The following is a 17977-nucleotide window of genomic DNA, read 5'->3' on the forward strand; positions in this document are numbered from 1 at the left end:
ACTCAATTTAACAATGCCACTTTGCTTCCTTCTGTAGATGATTCAAACTTGTAAATTTGTTCTACTGTAGAGTCTTCAAAAATTTCTGCGTCATGTGTAATTATGATAAATTGCATAGGTGTCTCAGAATTTGAAATATTTGATAACTGAGATAGCACTCCTACCAAGGATTTCTTTCTTTCTGCATCTAGATGTGTTGTAGGCTCATCTAGTATCATCAAGTTGAGATTTGATGCACCAAGTAGACTCGCCATGCCCAATCTTAAGGCTAATGCCACGCTAACTTTTTCACCGCCACTTAATGACTCTAAATCTAGTTCTTCTGTTTTTGAATTACAAATAATTGAAATGTCTCTAGCTTTTTCTGTCAATTGGATTCTCTGAATTTTTGTGTTAAGTACTGCTAGATATTCTGATGCTTTGACTGAAATTGCATTTAATGCCCATGATCTTAGGCTTGTAGCAACAGGACCGTCTCTGCTAAAAATATTATTTTGAATTTGATCAAGATTTGTTACATATTCTTTAACAATCTTCAATTCTGTAATTGCGTTTTCAATAACTATGATCTGTTCCTTTCCTTTTGATATTTTCTCTAATATTGCCCCTATTTGTTGGTCAATACTTGATAATTCCATCTGTTTTTGATTAACTAATTTTTTCAAATCCAAAAATTCTTGCTCATCAAAACCCCTAGTCTCTGATTCTAATTTTGAAATGTTTTCAAAAATTGTTTTTGCATGAGAATCAATTTGTGAGATTTCAACTAAATTACCGTTACTTAGTGCTGGAATTTTTTGTATGTTTTGCTTTTTTGTTTCCATCTCTTCTTGAATTTTTTCTAATTGGTTTTTTGATGTAATGGAATGTGCTCTAAGTGTTGCCTCGGCATCTCTTGCAGCTTGTAGTTTTTCCGAAAAGTCTCTTCTTTTTTGATTATACATTTGATGTTCTTTTTCTTTTTGAATAATTTGTTCCTCTAAAGAGGATAATTCCTGTTTTAGGTGTTCTTCTTGGAATAATGGATTTAATTTTTCTACACTGGAATCACAAACTGGGCATTTGTTATTTTTTAATTGGAGTTTTGATGCAAGAAGTTGTTTTTCTTTAAGAGATGCAGTCAGGCTTTTCATCTCTTGAATTTTTTTTAATGTATCCTCAACTGCTTGCTCTATTTTTTGAATTTTAGATTCTAAATCCTCTTTTAGGCTTGCAGACTCAAAACATGCCTCACAATCTCGTATTTTACGCTCTTTTTCATTAATTTCTGACTGAATTTCATGAATTGCATTCTTTGCATATTCTACCAGTTCTTTTTTCCTTAATTCTAGTTGATTGATTTTGTCAATTTTTGGCGCTTCAATTTCAACTTTCTCTCTCAGGTTTTTAACTCCTATTTGTAATGTCTCTTGTTTTGCTTGTAATTGGTTTTTCTGTGGTTCTGACTCTGAAATTTCTTTTTGGTATCTCTCTAAATCTCTTGATAAAATTTCAATATGTGTATCATCATATCCAATTTTTTCCCTAATGTTTTGACGAAATTTCTTGTTTACTGCTTTCATTGACTCTGATGCAACATCAAGTTTGTCAATACCTATTATTGCGTTAAGCAACTCTTTGAATTCTTTTGGTTTTGCATTGATAATTGCATTAAGTTCACCTTGTTGAACAATTGATGCCACTTTTAATTTCTCAAAATCAAGACCGATTGCTTTTTCAACCTCATGAGTCATTGATTCTCCAAATTGTTTTCTTTCTCCTGCTGCTATCTCTACTCTTTTATCATTAATAATCTCAGTAAATTTTGCTGAAAGAGTACCTTTACTATCAATTTTTCTTGCAGCTTCAAAACTTCTTCCATTCACTGAAAAATTTATTTTTGCAAATCCCTGGTTTGAACCTCGTTTGATTAATCCTTTGTTTGATTTTCTTGTATGTTGACCAAACAACGCAAATGTTATTGCGTCGATGATACTTGACTTTCCTGCACCATTATGACCTACAAAAACTGTAACTCCATTATCAAAATCTAATTTTGTTTCTGAATGAGCTAAAAATTCCCCCAATTCAATTGATGTGATCATTGTTTTTTCTCCTTTTTGAATTTCTCAAAATTTTCAATTATTATTTGTGATGCTTCCTGAATCTCCCCTACTGATAGTGCTGGAAGAAGCTCTTTGATTGCAAAACTAGCAGATTTCTCTGAGCCAAGAACGTCAACTGAAAGTCTGAACATCTCATCATCAATCACATTTGGTCTGTCTAGAAAAACTGAAGAATCTGAAACTTTCTTTGTACTAATTCTCCAAAAACACCTCAAAACCATGGAATTTAGCCTTGAAATTTGTGTCTGAATGTGGTCTGTCTCTACCTTTTCTCCCTGAATATTTACCTCTATGATGGGCTTTTTTCTCAAATCTGTAATTTTTTCAGAAATTTCATCTATGATTTTTGGCAATTCTTGATACTGTGCTTTAAACGAAAATTGTGGTCTTGTGTCAAGTTCTATCCAATTTGGGATTGCTTCTTTTCCTGAAATGTCTACTTCAAAAAACCCTTTCTTTGCTTCTTTGATTCCTTCACTAGTTGTTAATTCAATTGAACCTGGATATGCAATTGGTCCATTCAGATGATTAAATTTTTTAATGTCAGTATCATGAAGATGACCCATTGCATAATATGTAAAATTTTTTGGGAGATCTGTTGATTGTAATTCTCCTGCAAATTTGTTAAACTCTGTTATTCCTTGATGTAACACCAAAATTTTATGACCTGAAAAGTTTTGTGCCACTTTATCAACTTCGGTAAACTTTTCTTCATATTGTGGAATCTCAGTCTTTCTAATTTTGTCAAATCCTGCAAGAAGCACTCCTTTGTATTCAATAGGTTTTCCTTGGCCAATGTATTTTGAGAATTCTAAATTATGATAAACGTATGGAATTGGTGTTGTTCTAATTCTACTAATGTCATGTTCTCCTAGAATAAAAAACGAATCAATATTGTTTTGTTTTAGTCGTTTTAGTCCATTTCCCATCTGAACAATTGCTGTTCCATTTGGATTTGGTACATGAAAAATATCTCCTGCAAAAATAACAAAATCCATATGGTCTTTAATTGATGTGTCGATTGATTGATTAAACACATCATAAACATCTTGTGCACGTTCTTCTGAACCATATTGTACTAATCCTAAATGTGTGTCTGAAATATGAGAAAATTGCATTAGTCTAACAACAAATCTTTTTGAACAAGTCCTTGTGTTGATTCCACTGCAACCTCTTTCATTTTTTCTGCATTGGCCCACGCATTGACTGCACTTTGATCTGCCCCCATAATCTTCTCTTTGACTTCTTCAACATGTACAAGTGATGGCAAATTTGTCCATTGTCCGACCAGAACTGCATCTCCAACATTAAGTGACGTTAATTGGGCAATCAATTCACGGCTAGTTGATTCTGTTGCAGAGGCTATTTGGCGTTGATCGTCTTCTTGAATTATCTTCATTATTGCAAATGAGCCCATTTGGCTTAGAACATTAAGGTCTACGCTTCTTGGTCTCTGAGATACAACTCCTAATCCTAGTCCAAACTTTCTTCCCTCCCTGGCAATTTTTGCTGCCCAATATTTTGCACTTGTATCATGATCCTTTGGAATGAAGACATGTGCTTCTTCTATTATTACAAAAATTGGTGAATTGAATTTGTAATTTCGCTCTCTCTTACTTTTGCCGTGTCTTGCAATACTTGCATCTTTTCTGTCTTTGAGTAATTGCTGCAAGTAAAATGCTACTGCAACATTTGCTTGTTTTTCTGATAGTTCTGAAATGTTTAAGATATTTGTACGTCCTTCTTTGATAAAACTAATGGGATCTCCCATGTCTGGATCTAAAATATCTTCAAATCTCCTTTGTGCTTCTTCAATAATATCCTGAACTCTATATGCAGACGTTCTGATTTCTTTGAGCTTTTTATCTTCTGAATTTACAATAAAATCTATCTCATTTTCTAATTTGCTCCAAAACTCTTTTGATTCTTTGACATGTTTTGTGAATGCCATTCTTAAGACTCGTTGTTGTACATTTGCACCATCTCTTATTTCTAAAACTTCTGAGAGTTGGTCTGCATCAAGTAATCTTGGATTGATCTTTGCGTCTATCACGTTGATTCTTGGAATATTCAATGTTGTGTAATCATTATGATAATCAAAAATTATTACTGTCCCCTTTAATTTTGAAATTTGTTTTGTAACTAGTGATACAAGATTACTTTTACCCATTCCAGTCATTGCTAAAATTCCTAAGTGCCTTGAAACAATTTTATCCAAATTTACTTTGGCATCAATTGTTTTATTTCTCAAAAGATTTCCAATTTTTACCCAACCATCATTTTTTGGACTGAATATTTCTTCAAGATCTTGTTTGCTTGGTTGGGTGATTTCTGTGCCTGGAATTGGTGGTATTGCAGGTATGATTGATTGACCTTTTCTTAAATTTTCCAAAAATCCTAAAATTCCAATATGTGCAGTAAATGTTTTGTCTCTTTTGTTAATCTCTGCAATTTCTGTACTTTCAGATGCCTCATCAAAATTCTTGACATCTGCAAATGCTGCACTAGAAACTGATGATTTCTCCACTAGTCCTAAAATTTCTCCTTCATCTGTTCCAATTTTGATATATTCTCCAACTGATAACGCTCTTTGAGTGATTGCAGTTACAAATGTTGGTTTGGATTCTCCAACAACAAAACCTAGACTCAACCTAATACCTCACGTGAACCGATCTCATTACTTAGTCCTAACAAACTAACCATCTTCCCAAGTTCTTTATCAGATATTTTACAGTTATTATGTGCAAGCTTTAGTGCGTATGGGTATCCACCAATACTTGTTTTGTATAGTTTGTTCATGATTGATTTTATCTCAGCTTCATCATGTTGTTCTCCAAGAAATTCTAATTTAATAATTGGAGTAGAATCACTTAATCTTACAAATGTAGATGATATTATTTTGTCAGATCCATATTTTTTTTCTACAAATAACTTACTAAAACCAGAGCCATTTGTGACATGGTTATAATAAAAAATATCTCCTGCTAGAGAACCTAATTTTTCAAATTGTTTTTTTGTGTTTGATGTTTTTGCAATGAAAATTACATTGTTCTTTTTTCTCATAGTCCTAACCACTTGTGCATCTAACGTTGATTGTCTGGTCATAAACTGAGAATGTAGAGAACCATCCATCAATACCAAATCAACTTGATCTACCGTTTTTTCACAAGCATCAATTTCCATCTTACTTGCAATTCTGGAAAGATCCGTATCTGAGCCTAGCCCTGACTCATGTAAATCTACTAACACCTCTCCATCTGCTTTGATGGAAACTGCAGTAGTTGCCCATAACTCAATTCCTTGAAATTTTGTATTGTTAAAACTTGAATCAATTCCTGCTGTAACAACCTCTTCTTTTACAGGCGTAAATTCTACCCAATTCTCTCTTGCTTTTTGTAAAATTTGCTCAAATTTTGGACCTTTTAGAATAGACAACATCTTGTCTCTGTTAATGATGGCATCTTTGTATACTGTATTGAGCACAACAATAGTTCGTTGATTTGAATAAAATCTTTAGGTTATACTGAACTTTGACAAAACTGATCCATCTATCCAATCCTTCCTTTGAAAATCACTTTCTCTTCTGTTCCAGAAGGTGTACTTCTGTCAATGTATCTTATCTCATATTTGTCCCCGATGTGAATTGTTTTTCCATCTATCTCTCTCGGGATCTTTATCTTCACCTCAAATGTACTTGTGTTTGGACCCGTCTCAATTAATGAACCAGAGTTTGCATCAAATTTTGGGTTTGCAAGTGTAGTTCTAATCCCGCCATCCCCCCTATACTCAAACAAACTAAGTGGAATCTTGTCTTCATCTTTAGAATCTCTGTTTGCATCTGGTTCATAGATTCTTAATGTAAACTCATGGCCAATCCTGTGGCCTCCTCCAGATGTTTCAACTTTTGCAAATGTCTTACTTAGTGTAATTGATTTTGTTACTACTCTTTTTTCACCTGCAGCATCTGTTTCATCTAAATATCGAATTAAAATAACATCATCTTGACTGATAGGTTGTCCATTGATTGTATTTGGTAAATCTAATTTCAAATAAAACTTATCTGTATCTGTTCCAGTTTCAATCATAGTTTTTGGTCCCTGAATTGGAATGCCGTTAATTGTGAATTCAAAAAGCCCTTCAGTACTGATTGTATCTACTCCATTATGACTAGTATTTAGATCATCATCTGTAATGTAGAAATTTACCCTAGATCCTTGTGATGCAGGTATGGTTTCAATCTCTCTTTCCGCTTTTTCAAATTTCTGAATAATTTGTTTCCATCCTCTTTCCTCTAATCTCTCAGCAGAGGTTGGTTTTAGACATGCAGGCATCCCTGATGCCCTTAACATCAAAACAAAACCCTCCTCGCAAGTTATTTTTTCAGGCGAAATTCCAAATTTGATTTGTTTTCTAGGTGATTCTATATCTGCAAACACTGGTTGAATCAAAATTAAAAGAAAAACAATACTTGCTCCAAAAACTTGAAATAAATTCAATGATAATTTTTAGATTCTTTAACATAAATAATTTGATAATAAATTATCATTGTTAATATCAACTCAGAAAATCAATGACGAAAATTTAGAAATTAATTATATTCTATGACATGTTGACTCCATTATGATTAACTATTTTTTCATTCTTGGAGCAATTTTGTCTTTGTTAGTTTTGGTTCCAGTAAATGCATATGCAGAACATGTCTTAGACATTGAGGTATTTGGGCAATATCTTGATATCTCACAATTAGAATCTGAGAAAGTTACATTTGTGTTTGATGATAAATCCTATGATCTCTACTATGGATATCATGGAAGTCTTGATGCTATTGGTTCTGAAAATACATTTCCAATTTTATCTTCAATGAATATCAATGAAGAAAACAAATCCATTGAAATTGTAATGGAAATGGTACCTGAAAAAACTGATTTTTGGGTTAGGATGCCTGATGATGTAATTTATGCTGAAAATGAAAAGTTCACTGTATTAGTTGATGGAATAGATACAAGATATGATTTGATGAAGTTTCCAAACGATCATGTGATTGGATTCTTAATTGATAAAGATACCAAAAATATTGCAATTATTGGTACTCAAGTGATACCTGAATTTGGAGCCTACTCTGTTCTAATTTTAGTAGTTTCTATTGTTGGGCTGGTACTTTTTACTAGGAAATACTCTTTTGGAAGCAATTTACCTAGAATTAATTAAGTCATATTTCCTAGTGATATTGTTTGAAACGAATAGCACTTTTGGGATGTGGTTCCATGGGAACTCAAATTGCTTTGACAATTGATTCTAATGATTTTCCTGCAGTTCTTACTCATGTATATGATGCATCAAAAGCAGCATCTTCATCTCTTGTAGAAAAATTGAACAACAAACCTGAAATTGTTGAAAATTCTCATCTGCTATCTTCTCAGCATATAGATATTGTTGTAGAGGCAGCATCTCAAGATGCAGTAAAAGATGTGGCGCTAAGTGTTTTACAAAACAAGAAGGATCTGATGATCATGAGTGTTGGTGCGTTACTTGATGAATCAATCTATGATATTTTATCTGATGCTTGCAAAGATTTTAAGAAAACAATCTATCTTCCTTCAGGTGCTATTGCAGGACTAGATGGAATAAAATCAGTCAAATCTGAACTAGAATCTCTTTCTATTACAACAACAAAACATCCTCGTTCTCTAAAAGGTGCAAAGTTTTTTGAAAATTCTGATATTAATTTAGATAAGATTGATTCTATCACTACTATCTTTGATGGAACTGCAAAAGAAGCTGTATCACTATTTCCTGCAAACATCAACGTTGCAGCGCTTTTATCATTAACAGGAATTGGCAGTAAACAAACTAAAGTTAGAATTCTTGCAGATCCTAATACTGACAAAAACACTCATCATATTGAGGCCTCAGGAAAATTTGGTAAAATGACATTCACGATTGAGAATTTTCCAGATAAAAATAACCCTAAAACTAGCAGATTGGCAATTCTTTCAGCCATTGAGACATTGAAGAAATATTGCTCAGATGAAATACAAATTGGCACGTAACATGGCAATTATTGCCACTATTGTTCACATGTATGAAAATTCTAGGCGAGATCCCATTCTTTAAATCCCCACAACTCAAATTTTCAATGGTTTATGCTCGTACAACAAACCTCTAAACTAAAAGAAGAGATACTTCGACTCAAAAAGGAAAAAGATGTGGTAATCCTTGCTCATAATTATCAGGTACCTGAAGTTCAAGATGTGGCTGATTTTACAGGAGATTCGTTAGGGTTATCACGGCAAGCTGCTAAGGTTCCACAAAAGACAATTCTTTTTTGTGGTGTAAACTTTATGGCAGAAACGGCCGCAATTATCAGTCCCCAAAAAAAAGTAATCTTACCAGATTTGGAAGCAGGATGCTCGTTATCTGATTCTATTACTGTTGATGAATTAAGAGATTGGAAGAAACAACATCCAGGTGCTATTGCAGTGGGGTATGTTAACACAACTGCAGAAATTAAAGCAGAACTTGATTATTGCTGCACTTCATCAAATGCAGTAAATGTTGTTAAAGCAATTCCTGAAGACAACGAAATTTTATTTTTACCTGACATGTTCTTGGGTTCATATGTTGCAAAAATGACTGGAAGAAAAAATATGCACATATGGGCTGGTGAGTGCCATGTCCATGCAGGAATCACACCTGAAGATGTAACTAAAAAATTGGATTCAATGAAGGATGCAGAATTTGTAATTCATCCTGAATGTAGTTGTACCACTCCAATGATGTATGATGTTGCAGATGGAAGTTTTGATGATCAAAAAGTCTCGATTCTTTCTACAGAAGGAATGTTAAATCATGTAAAAGAATCAAAAGCTAAAAACTTTGTTGTTGCAACTGAAACAGGAATTTTGTATAGGATGAGGCAACAAAACCCTGGAAAAACATTCATTCCTGCTTCTGAAAAAGCTGAATGCCAATACATGAAAATGATTACTCTTGAAAAAGTGTATGATGCACTTGTTGATGAAAAAAATGTTGTGACTGTTCCAAAAGAGATTGCAGATAAGGCACGTTTGGCAATTAATAGAATGCTTACAATAAGCTAGTTTGAGTGATTATTTTGGTAGGGTTGTTTAGTAGGACTCCAAAGGACCCTAATCAAAAACGAAATGCTGAAAAGTTCAAAGAATTCAAAAAACTTGCAAAACAGAAAAAATATGATGAGGCCTTAAAATCAGGTACAGAATACCTTAGGATGGTCCCAAACAATCATGATGCATTGTTTACTGTTGGCGGAATTTATTATCTGAAAAAAAAATACAAAACTGCCATTTCTTACTTTGAGAAAGCACTTGATGTTGCTGAATTTGATGTCGATGTTTTGCTCCTGAAGGCATATTCTCATCAAAAACTAGGTGAAAACAAGCGTGCAATTCAATGCTGTGAAAAAATCAAAGAGGTTGATCCAAAAAACAAGGCTGTATCTGCATTGCTACCTGAACTAAAAATGAAAAAACAAAATTAATGATAATTAAAACTTGCTATTTCATAACAAGTATCTGGTAAATAGTTTAGACAATTTTTTACCATATGATGGAGCAAAAAACTACCATTTCACTATTATCTGTGTTATCTGTGGTGATTCTATTCTCAGGAAACACTGTATTTGCACAAAATGACGTATCTGAATTCGAATCTACAACTATTTCTGGAGATGAAATAAAGACTAGTTCTGTAGCAAAACAAATGCTTGAAAAAATCAAACAATCTAAAAAAATTCTCAAAGAACTTCAAGCTGGAACCCAACTAACAAAAACCCCTGAACAACTAGCAATTGATGAGCAAAGAAAACTTTCACAAGAACTTCTTCAAAAACAGCTTGATAGAATGAATAAAGATTATGAACCATATACTCCAAGAAATACATTTGCTACTTTTCTTACTGGGGTAAATGCCACTCATCATGGAATTTATTGGGATCAATTCAATTATGTTGAAAAAAAGATTCATCTTGGACGTGCAGCAAAACAAATGGTTCTTGATAATGGTGGAACATACCAAGAAGCACTAAAGGAATATGTAAAATTTGCATCTCTTACACGTGTAGAGATGATTCAATTCAATGAGGAACTCAATGTGAAATATGGATTTGCAGATGCAAAAACTCAACAAAATTTTGATATATATGGAAAGTTGCCTAGGTATGATTAGATTCTAAACTCAAATTTCTAAACTCATGTCAATTCCTTTAACAGAGTTTGTAATGCTGCCCACTGAAATAATATCTACCCCTGTTTTCCCATATTTAGAAATATTTTTAGAATTTATCCCTCCTGATGCTTCAAGTAAAACTTTATTTCGTAATTTTTGATTTTTGAGAACTTGTATTGTCTTTTTGATTTGATTTGGAGTAAAGTTGTCTAGCATGATAATTGTTGCACCTTCTTTTGCAACAAGTAATGCATCTGCAGTATTTTCAACTTCAACTTCAAATTTCTTGTGTTTTTTCTTTGCTTTTTTGATTAATGATTCTAATGAATTACTAACTGCAATATGGTTGTCTTTAATCATAACCATTTCATCTAGTCTTAGTCTGTGTTTTTTACCTCCTCCTATCTCTACTGCCTGTTTGTCAAAGTATCGTAGCCCTGGCGCTGTCTTTCTTGTAGCATAGATTTTTGTTTTTTTTGGAATTTTTTTTACTAACTCTTGTGTCTGAGTTGCAATTCCACTCATTCTTGTTAAAAGATTAAGTGCTGTTCTCTCACACGTCAAAATTTTTCCAGCATTACCTGAAATGGTCATCACTGTTTGATTTGGTTGTATTTTTGAGCCATCTTTTTTTAAAATTTTTACATTACATCCTTTAATCTTAAAAATTTCTTTTGCATGTGTTACTCCTCCTATAATTGCAGGTTCGCGTGAAATTATTTTAGCTGTGATTTTTTTCTTTGGTAAAAGCAAACTGGTGATATCCCCTTTGCCTATGTCTTCTGCTAGAAATTGTGCTAACTGCTTTTTTGAATTAAATGACAACATTATGGTAAAACATAAGTTTGATTTTAAAGATTTAGAAATTTTATGTTACCTTAATTGCATACTTGCCTTTTTGAGTAATACCTAAAGTTTTTGAAATCTCAGAATTTGTTGGATCAACTACTAGTACTACTCCATTCCAGTCTGGTGTCAAATCTGATGATTTGCATACTGGACAAACTTTTCCAACAGTTACATATTTGCATTTTCTGCATGCCATCTCTCGTGCCATCTTAACTTGCCTCTACTTTAGCTTCTTCTGCTTCACCAGAAGATTTCTTAATCTCTTCTTCAATCCATTCATCTGCACCAAGGAATGGCTGTCGGCATGTGATTCCAATCTTTCCCATTGCAGCTGCCTTACCTAATGATACCGCAGTAATTCTTGCACGAAGTGTTGAACCAACTTTTAATGTTCTACCACTTTGATTAGCTAAAATCATTCCCGATTTTACATCACTCTTAAGATAATCATCCATCACTTGTGATAAGTGAAGTAATGCATCAGTAGGACCAATTCTTACAAATGCCCCAAAGTCTGTAATATCTACAATTTCTCCTTGCACAATTTCTTGTAACTTTGGATAAAATGTCAATGCTTCAAATTGAACTCTGTGGAATGTTCCACCATCACCTGCAATCATCTTTCCCATTTCATCAACTTTAGCATCTAAAATCATAATGATGTAACCTAAATCTGCATTAATCATGCTCTCGTACTTTTCTTTGAGAATATTCACTGCTGCCTTTTTGAGTGTAGTTCCAAACAAGCTTGGAGGAATCCTCACAACGTCAACTAGGGTAGATATAGAAAACAACTGTGCTATTTTTCTTGAATTTCAATTTATGAATCTTTGGGTAATTTGGGCATGTTTTTCTAAAGATTTTGCTAATTTTTGAAAATATTGACAATTTCTTATGGCCTCCGACTTATGTTTAAATAATGTAGACGGGTTTTTTGACGCAATGGTTGGAATAGATCAAGTTCTTGAAAAACTCAGTACTGTCATTGATCCTGATTTGAAAAAAGATATTGTATCAATGGGAATGATTAAAGATTTAGAACTTAATGATGGAAATTTGAAATTTACCTTAGAATTAACTACTCCTGCTTGTCCTTTCAACATGGAAATTGAGGATGATGTAAGAAAAGCAATTGGTGAACTTACTGAACTGAAAAATTTTGACATGAATGTAACTGCAAAAGTGATGGAAGGTCGTTCACTTGATGCAGATACTGGAATGGCTACAGTCAAGAACATTATTGGGGTTGCAAGTGGAAAAGGCGGTGTAGGAAAATCAACAGTCTCATTGAATTTAGCTTTGGCATTACAGCAAACAGGTGCTAAAGTTGGATTGCTAGATGCTGACATCTATGGTCCAAGCATTCCTTTGATGTTAGGAATGAAGGATGGTTATATGGAGGTTGAAGAGAATAAACTTCAACCCGCAGAAGCAAACGGTCTCAAAGTTGTTTCCTTTGGCTTCTTTGCAGAGCAAGCACATCAAGCCGCAATTTATCGTGGCCCAATTATTTCAGGCATCCTTAAACAATTTCTAGTTGATACAAACTGGTCTGACTTGGACTATCTTATTGTAGATCTTCCACCTGGAACTGGTGATATCCCATTAACACTTGCACAAACAATTCCTATTACAGGAATCTTAGTTGTTACTACTCCTCAAGATGTTGCAAGTAATGTTGCAGTAAAGGCCATTGGAATGTTTGAGAAACTAAATGTTCCAATTATTGGAGTTGTTGAAAACATGAGTCATTTCATATGTCCTAACTGTGATGAAAAACATTACATCTTTGGTGATGGTGGTGCAAAGAAAATTAGTGAACAATTTAAAATGCCTTTCTTAGGTGAAATTCCATTAAACTCTGGAATCATGTCTGGTTCAGATGTAGGAAAACCAATCATGATTACAAACCCTGATTCTCCAAGTGCTAAAGCATTTAGAATTGCTGCAAAAAATATTGCTGCACAATGTAGTATTCTTGCAGCAAAACTTCAAGAAGAGGTGGCATCAGAGGGCTCGAGCGAAGAATCTGCTCCAGAGGCAAGTTCAAACTAGAATCGATTTCTGTGAAGTTACCTAACGCTCTAAGAGAACAAATGAAAAATCCTTTAGGTTTACTTTTACCTGAAAATCAAACTGACAAGGAAAATATTCTCAAGCACCTTAATGAAAACACGTATCTCATCACTGTTGGTGATAGAACTACTGAAAAGATGATAAAATATGATTTGATTCCTTCTTTACAAATTGTAGATGGAATTGAGAAAAGAGAAAAAAGAGAACCCCCAAAACTTGCAAATGCAACTGAAATTACAGTGGATAATCCAGCATCCGAGATAACTTCTCAAAGTATTGATTTAATTAAAAAAGCATTCTCAATGGAATCTCCAGTAAGGATTCTTGTAAATGGTGAAGAAGACCTCTTAGTTTTACCAGTTTGTGTTTACGCTCCAGAAAATTCTGTTGTAATGTATGGACAGCCAAATGAGGGTCTAGTTATAGTCAAAATCACCTCAGAAATTAGAAATAAAGCACAAAGTCTACTTGATTTAATGGAATAACGGGGTATGATGAGACGGTGGCTGTATGATTTATGATTACACTACTAAAACCTCTGACCCTATTAATTCATAATTTTGAATAATGAAAATCAACTAACTTTCTTACAACAATTGACATTCCAAGATAAACACAGATTGCATGACTGGATTATGTGAAACTTGATCCTGAACTGAAATTGCAAATTCTAGAAAAAGTTGGGATTTACTCTAATAGATTTTCCATTTCTGAACCTACAATTCTATTAACCACTAAAGGGGTTCTAGATGCGCCAAAGGAGATGACAGAAGGAAGACGTACATCTGCTTACAAGTACTATGGAGTTTCTTACCTTCAGCACAATCTAGTTTTTATTAACGTGAGAAAAATTCCTGATGAGAAGACTCTTGAAAATACAATTGTTCATGAATTGATCCATATGAGATTCCCATATCTTGCACATGGTAAGAGATTCAACAAGCTTGTAAGGCAAGGCTTGCGTGGTAAATCATTTTTGCCATATAGAAAAAGAAGCAAGATCTCTGCTATTTGATTTATATTTCCCAGATATGGGCAAGCGAGTATAACATGGAAATCTCTGAGATTCTGCCATTTATCGCAGGAATTGCATCATTTTTAGTCGCTGGATGTTTAGTTGCTTGGATTTCAAAGCAACCTTCCGGAACAAAAGAGATGATGGATATCTCAAATGCTGTTAAAGTTGGTGCTGCAGCATTTCTAAAAAGAGAAATGAAAATTATCATTCCTGTTGCAATTGCATTAACAGTAATTATTGGAGCATTTCTTACTCCCTCAAATGGTCTTGCATTTGCAGTTGGTGCAGCATTATCTGCAGTTGCAGGAATCATATCATTAAAAATTACAGTAAAAGCAGCAGTAAGGGCTGCACATCTAAGTAGTGATGGTTTAGGAAAAACATTTGCTATGGCCTTTAGAGGTGGCGCAACTGTAGGGCTTGCAGTACCTGCAATGGCATTAATGGCAATTGCTGGTTTATATGTCATTTTCCCTGATCCAATCACAATTGCTGGTGTAGGAATTGGTGCAAGTCTAATTGCATTATTCATTAGAATTGGTGGTGGTATTTTCACAAAGGCTGCTGATATGGGTGCTGACTTGGTAGGAAAAGTTGAGGCAAATATTCCTGAAGATGATCCTAGAAACCCTGCAACTATTGCAGATAACGTAGGAGACAATGTTGGAGATGCAGCAGGAATGGGCTCTGATGTTTACGAGTCTTATATTGTTACAATTTTAGCAGCATTACTAATTGCAGCATTAATTGGTGCACCAAACTATTTCCTTTATCCAATTCTTATTGGTTCATCTGGAATGATTGCATCAATCATTGGAGTTGTAATTGTTGGTTCAAAAGGAGTAACTGATGTAATGAAACCGCTTAATCGTTCATTTTATGTTTCAGCTGCAATTGCAATTGCATTAAACTATGTATTTATCACACAATTTATTGAACAATCTACAGCAGGAATTGCTTTATTCGGCACTACTGTGATTGGTGTTATTTTGGTTCCAGTAATTCAAAAAATTACAGACCAGTATACTAGTTACAAGCATGGCCCAGTAAATGAAATTGCAGATTCTGCAAAGTGGGGATATGCATCATTAACATTAATGGGTATCATCAAAGGAATGCAATCAACAGGACCATTCATGATTGCACTAGTTGTTGCAATTATCATCTCATACAGCATTTCAGCAGCTGCTGCACCTGAAGGCACAGACCCTGTATTGTATGGAATATTTGGAACTTCTCTTACTGCAATGGCGATGCTTAGTCTTGCAGGTATAGTACTAAGCATTGATGCATTTGGCCCAATTGCAGATAATGCAGGTGGAATTGTTGAGATGACTGGAATGGGAGAGGAAAACCGTAAAGTCACAGATGAGATTGATGCAGTTGGAAATACCACTAAAGCAGTTACAAAGGGATTTGCCATTGCAAGTGCTGCATTAGCTGCGTTAGCCATGATTCAGGCATTCCAGTTTGAAGCAGCTCATATCTTTGAAGGTGTTTTAGATTTAGATTATAGTTTAACAAACCCTGCAATTATTGTAGGTCTTTTAATTGGTGGATTGATTCCATTTATCATCACAGGCCAACTAATCAATGGTGTATCTCGTGCTGCTGGAAAGATGGTTGATGAGGTTAGAAGACAATTCAAATCCGATCCAGAAATCCTTACTGGTAAATCTAAACCTGATTATGCAAAATGTGTAGACATTGCAACTGTTGCCTCTATTAGAGAACTTTGGAAACCTGCAATTGTTGCAATCATTGCCCCAATCATTCTAGGTGTATTGTTAGGTCCAACTGCAGTAGCTGGCTTGCTAATGGGTGCTGTAGTTACTGGAATTCTACTTGCATATCACTTGGCAAACACTGGTGGTGCATGGGATAATGCTAAGAAACTTGTTGAGATGAAAGGTGAAAAAGGTTCTGAAGTTCACAAAGTAGCAGTTGTTGGTGATATTATTGGTGACCCTTACAAAGACACTGCAGGTCCAGCACTTAACACTGTAATCAAATTGCTAAACACAATTGCAATTGTATTTGTCTCAGCATTTGTTGCAATTATCGCACTTTAATTTTCTTCAACAACTAGAGTCATATCTAATTCATCAATCTGAGCTTGAATTGCTTTTTTCAAAGTTTCATTATGTGCATCACAGAATTTGAAATAATTGTCTGCGGTTTGAAAACATCCGCAAATCCATCTTGTTTTTTTATCTCCTTCTACAGTCCACTTTGAATATTTTTGTTCATTCATACACAACAAATACTTGTTAATCTAAAAAATGTGTCTTATAGAAAAAGGAAAAAATGTTTAAGGACAGCCTTCCATTTTTTGGATAAAGTAGCCGTTTTCCTTAATTGCCTGTTCAACAGGCTCTGGTGCGCCTTGGGAGTGGCAGAATTGACATTCATTTTGTGTCATCACTGCGTTCTCTTCACCAATTGACTTTAACCACTCTTTACCATATGCTATGGCTTTTTCGTGATCTTTTTCACCAGTAATTACATCAAAGTGCATGGTATGACCGTCTGCTGCTTTGACATAAGTGTCGTATACGTGAATTTCCATAAATTTAATCAAAAAAAGGCATATTTAATTCAAAATGAATCTGTTAATTATTATCTGATCTTTATGGAGCGTCCAATTGCTTTTTTTGGAATTTTGATCTCTAGTATGCCTTTTTGAAATTTTGCAGTTGTTTTCTTAATGTCAATTTTACCTGGTAATGAAATTGATTTTTTAAAATACTCAAATTTTGTAACTTTGCCCAGTTTTTCTTCAGAGTACTTTTGTTTGAGTTTTGCTTCAACACTGATCGTATTTCCGTCAAAAGTGACCTTGATATCTTTCTTACTGACCATTGGAAGATCAAACTCTACTAACCAATAATTGTCAAATTCCTTTAGATATGATAACGGGGATAGAATTTTGTGTTCAATATCGTCAATTAGTGAATTGATGGTTGGAAATAATGTTCTAATCTCAAAACTGTCTTCCATATTATTACCTGTATATTTGCGGTGTATTTCCTTGTTTTTCTTGTTGTTGTCTTTGCAGAGTTCGTAAAGTTTCTTCCATTAACTTTCTGTGTTGAATACGTAATTTGTCAATTCTATTTTTAATATCTTTAATGTCAACTTTAACATCTAAAACTTTTGCTAGCGTTTCTATTGCCACAATTGAAGCTTCAGGATCCGGAAAGAATGGGTGACACTCTGCGTATAGTACAAGTGCTGGAATCTTTGTCTTTCTAAAAATTGAAATTATTGCAGCATCTGTTCCAAATATTGAACCATCTAAGAATTTTGGAATTTGATTTTTGTAAAGTATGCTATCTAACACTGAATGTGTAATAAGCCCAAAAATTTTTGAACCATTTTTTTCTTTATTTACCGTTTCCATGCCACTAACAATAATGATCTTCTTTATGCTATTTTTTTTACAGAATTCATGTACTACATGTGCAAAACTTTGTGCTAATAATTGGTTTAACGGAACATCTGAAATTATTACAAAAATATTTTTCTTCTGATATACTCTAATTGGAGTAAGAATTTCTCCATTTTCTATGAACAAACTTGATGGCAAGTCTGATATTTCAATTTCTCCAACCTGTCTCATTTTTAGGGAATGAATTAGATATGAAATTGCAAATGTTCCCACAAGTCCGTTACTTGGAAATCCGACAAGCAATGTTTTCTCTTGTATATTTGGTTTTACTAT

General features: G+C 34.0%; 21 protein-coding genes. 9 read left to right on the top strand and 12 right to left on the bottom strand.

Features of this window, described 5'->3' with window-relative positions; all coding sequences use genetic code 11:
- Window positions 1-2 precede the first annotated feature (2 nt).
- The 5 genes from C6989_RS04990 to C6989_RS05010 form a co-directional block, all read right to left on the bottom strand.
- Complete coding sequence (locus tag C6989_RS04990) at window positions 3-2084, bottom strand: AAA family ATPase (protein WP_148702988.1); 2082 nt, start codon at window positions 2082-2084, stop codon at window positions 3-5.
- A complete protein-coding gene (locus C6989_RS04995; protein WP_182126513.1) occupies window positions 2081-3223 on the bottom strand; it encodes a metallophosphoesterase family protein in 1143 nt (380 codons plus the stop codon). The genes C6989_RS04990 and C6989_RS04995 overlap by 4 nt, the downstream gene beginning before the upstream one ends.
- Entirely contained in the window at window positions 3223-4755 is a 1533-nt protein-coding gene (locus C6989_RS05000) for an ATP-binding protein (protein ID WP_148702989.1), read from the bottom strand. The genes C6989_RS04995 and C6989_RS05000 overlap by 1 nt, the downstream gene beginning before the upstream one ends.
- The gene (locus C6989_RS05005; protein WP_182126594.1) at window positions 4752-5543 is read right to left on the bottom strand and encodes a DNA double-strand break repair nuclease NurA; all 792 of its coding nucleotides are present in this window, start codon (window positions 5541-5543) and stop codon (window positions 4752-4754) included. Before C6989_RS05005 ends, C6989_RS05000 begins: the two co-directional genes overlap by 4 nt.
- A 110-nt stretch (window positions 5544-5653) precedes the next feature.
- Window positions 5654-6601, bottom strand: coding sequence for a hypothetical protein (locus C6989_RS05010; protein ID WP_255464641.1), 948 nt, complete (start codon window positions 6599-6601; stop codon window positions 5654-5656).
- A 124-nt stretch (window positions 6602-6725) separates the two neighbouring features.
- Here C6989_RS05010 and C6989_RS05015 point away from each other — a divergent pair, with 124 nt between their 5' ends.
- The 5 genes from C6989_RS05015 (at window position 6726) to C6989_RS05035 (ending at window position 10310) form a co-directional block, all read left to right on the top strand.
- Complete coding sequence (locus C6989_RS05015; protein ID WP_148702991.1) at window positions 6726-7313, top strand: PEFG-CTERM sorting domain-containing protein; 588 nt, start codon at window positions 6726-6728, stop codon at window positions 7311-7313.
- Window positions 7314-7336: 23 nt separating this feature from the next.
- Complete coding sequence (locus C6989_RS05020; RefSeq protein WP_148702992.1) at window positions 7337-8155, top strand: aspartate dehydrogenase; 819 nt, start codon at window positions 7337-7339, stop codon at window positions 8153-8155.
- A gap of 93 nt (window positions 8156-8248) precedes the next feature.
- Entirely contained in the window at window positions 8249-9205 is a 957-nt protein-coding gene (gene nadA, locus C6989_RS05025) for a quinolinate synthase NadA (protein ID WP_148702993.1), read from the top strand.
- Between the two features lie 5 nt (window positions 9206-9210).
- Complete coding sequence (locus C6989_RS05030) at window positions 9211-9624, top strand: tetratricopeptide repeat protein (RefSeq protein WP_182126514.1); 414 nt, start codon at window positions 9211-9213, stop codon at window positions 9622-9624.
- A gap of 65 nt (window positions 9625-9689) precedes the next feature.
- Window positions 9690-10310: a hypothetical protein gene (locus C6989_RS05035; RefSeq protein WP_237087725.1), complete on the top strand. Its 621-nt coding sequence runs from the start codon at window positions 9690-9692 to the stop codon at window positions 10308-10310.
- A 9-nt stretch (window positions 10311-10319) separates the two neighbouring features.
- On the opposite strand, the gene nadC is transcribed toward C6989_RS05035, so the two are convergent.
- Genes nadC through C6989_RS05050 form a run of 3 tightly spaced genes read right to left on the bottom strand, consistent with a single transcriptional unit; the run spans window position 10320 to window position 11953 of the window.
- Window positions 10320-11138: a carboxylating nicotinate-nucleotide diphosphorylase gene (gene nadC, locus C6989_RS05040; protein WP_148702995.1), complete on the bottom strand. Its 819-nt coding sequence runs from the start codon at window positions 11136-11138 to the stop codon at window positions 10320-10322.
- 40 nt (window positions 11139-11178) lie between these two features.
- The gene (spt4, locus tag C6989_RS05045; protein ID WP_148702996.1) at window positions 11179-11367 is read right to left on the bottom strand and encodes a transcription elongation factor subunit Spt4; all 189 of its coding nucleotides are present in this window, start codon (window positions 11365-11367) and stop codon (window positions 11179-11181) included.
- A gap of 1 nt (window position 11368) precedes the next feature.
- On the bottom strand, window positions 11369-11953 hold the full coding sequence (locus C6989_RS05050; protein WP_148702997.1) for a DNA-directed RNA polymerase: 585 nt from the start codon (window positions 11951-11953) through the stop codon (window positions 11369-11371).
- Between the two features lie 148 nt (window positions 11954-12101).
- Between C6989_RS05050 and C6989_RS05055 the strand changes: the two genes are divergently transcribed.
- The 4 genes from C6989_RS05055 to C6989_RS05070 all read left to right on the top strand — a co-directional run bounded on the left by C6989_RS05055 (window position 12102) and on the right by C6989_RS05070 (window position 16325).
- Window positions 12102-13214 (top strand): Mrp/NBP35 family ATP-binding protein, encoded by a 1113-nt coding sequence (locus C6989_RS05055; RefSeq protein WP_182126515.1) that lies wholly within the window; start codon window positions 12102-12104, stop codon window positions 13212-13214.
- Between the two features lie 41 nt (window positions 13215-13255).
- Window positions 13256-13720, top strand: coding sequence for a GTP-dependent dephospho-CoA kinase family protein (locus tag C6989_RS05060; RefSeq protein WP_182126516.1), 465 nt, complete (start codon window positions 13256-13258; stop codon window positions 13718-13720).
- A 152-nt stretch (window positions 13721-13872) separates the two neighbouring features.
- Window positions 13873-14250, top strand: a complete 378-nt coding sequence (locus C6989_RS05065) for a hypothetical protein (protein WP_182126517.1) — start codon at window positions 13873-13875, stop codon at window positions 14248-14250.
- Between the two features lie 35 nt (window positions 14251-14285).
- Window positions 14286-16325, top strand: a complete 2040-nt coding sequence (locus C6989_RS05070) for a sodium-translocating pyrophosphatase (RefSeq protein WP_148703001.1) — start codon at window positions 14286-14288, stop codon at window positions 16323-16325.
- On the opposite strand, the gene C6989_RS05075 is transcribed toward C6989_RS05070, so the two are convergent.
- The 4 genes from C6989_RS05075 to C6989_RS05090 are packed head-to-tail and all read right to left on the bottom strand — an operon-like array spanning window position 16322 to window position 17977.
- Window positions 16322-16507: a hypothetical protein gene (locus tag C6989_RS05075; RefSeq protein ID WP_148703002.1), complete on the bottom strand. Its 186-nt coding sequence runs from the start codon at window positions 16505-16507 to the stop codon at window positions 16322-16324. The genes C6989_RS05070 and C6989_RS05075 overlap by 4 nt on opposite strands.
- Window positions 16508-16564: 57 nt before the next feature.
- Window positions 16565-16822, bottom strand: a complete 258-nt coding sequence (locus C6989_RS05080) for a DUF2024 family protein (RefSeq protein ID WP_148703003.1) — start codon at window positions 16820-16822, stop codon at window positions 16565-16567.
- Between the two features lie 50 nt (window positions 16823-16872).
- Window positions 16873-17253 (bottom strand): Hsp20/alpha crystallin family protein, encoded by a 381-nt coding sequence (locus C6989_RS05085; protein WP_148703004.1) that lies wholly within the window; start codon window positions 17251-17253, stop codon window positions 16873-16875.
- A gap of 4 nt (window positions 17254-17257) precedes the next feature.
- Window positions 17258-17977, bottom strand: a complete 720-nt coding sequence (locus C6989_RS05090) for a proteasome assembly chaperone family protein (protein WP_182126596.1) — start codon at window positions 17975-17977, stop codon at window positions 17258-17260.

This window comes from Nitrosopumilus sp. b2, assembly GCF_014078535.1.
In the GTDB taxonomy this organism is placed as follows: Archaea; Thermoproteota; Nitrososphaeria; order Nitrososphaerales; family Nitrosopumilaceae; genus Nitrosopumilus; species Nitrosopumilus piranensis.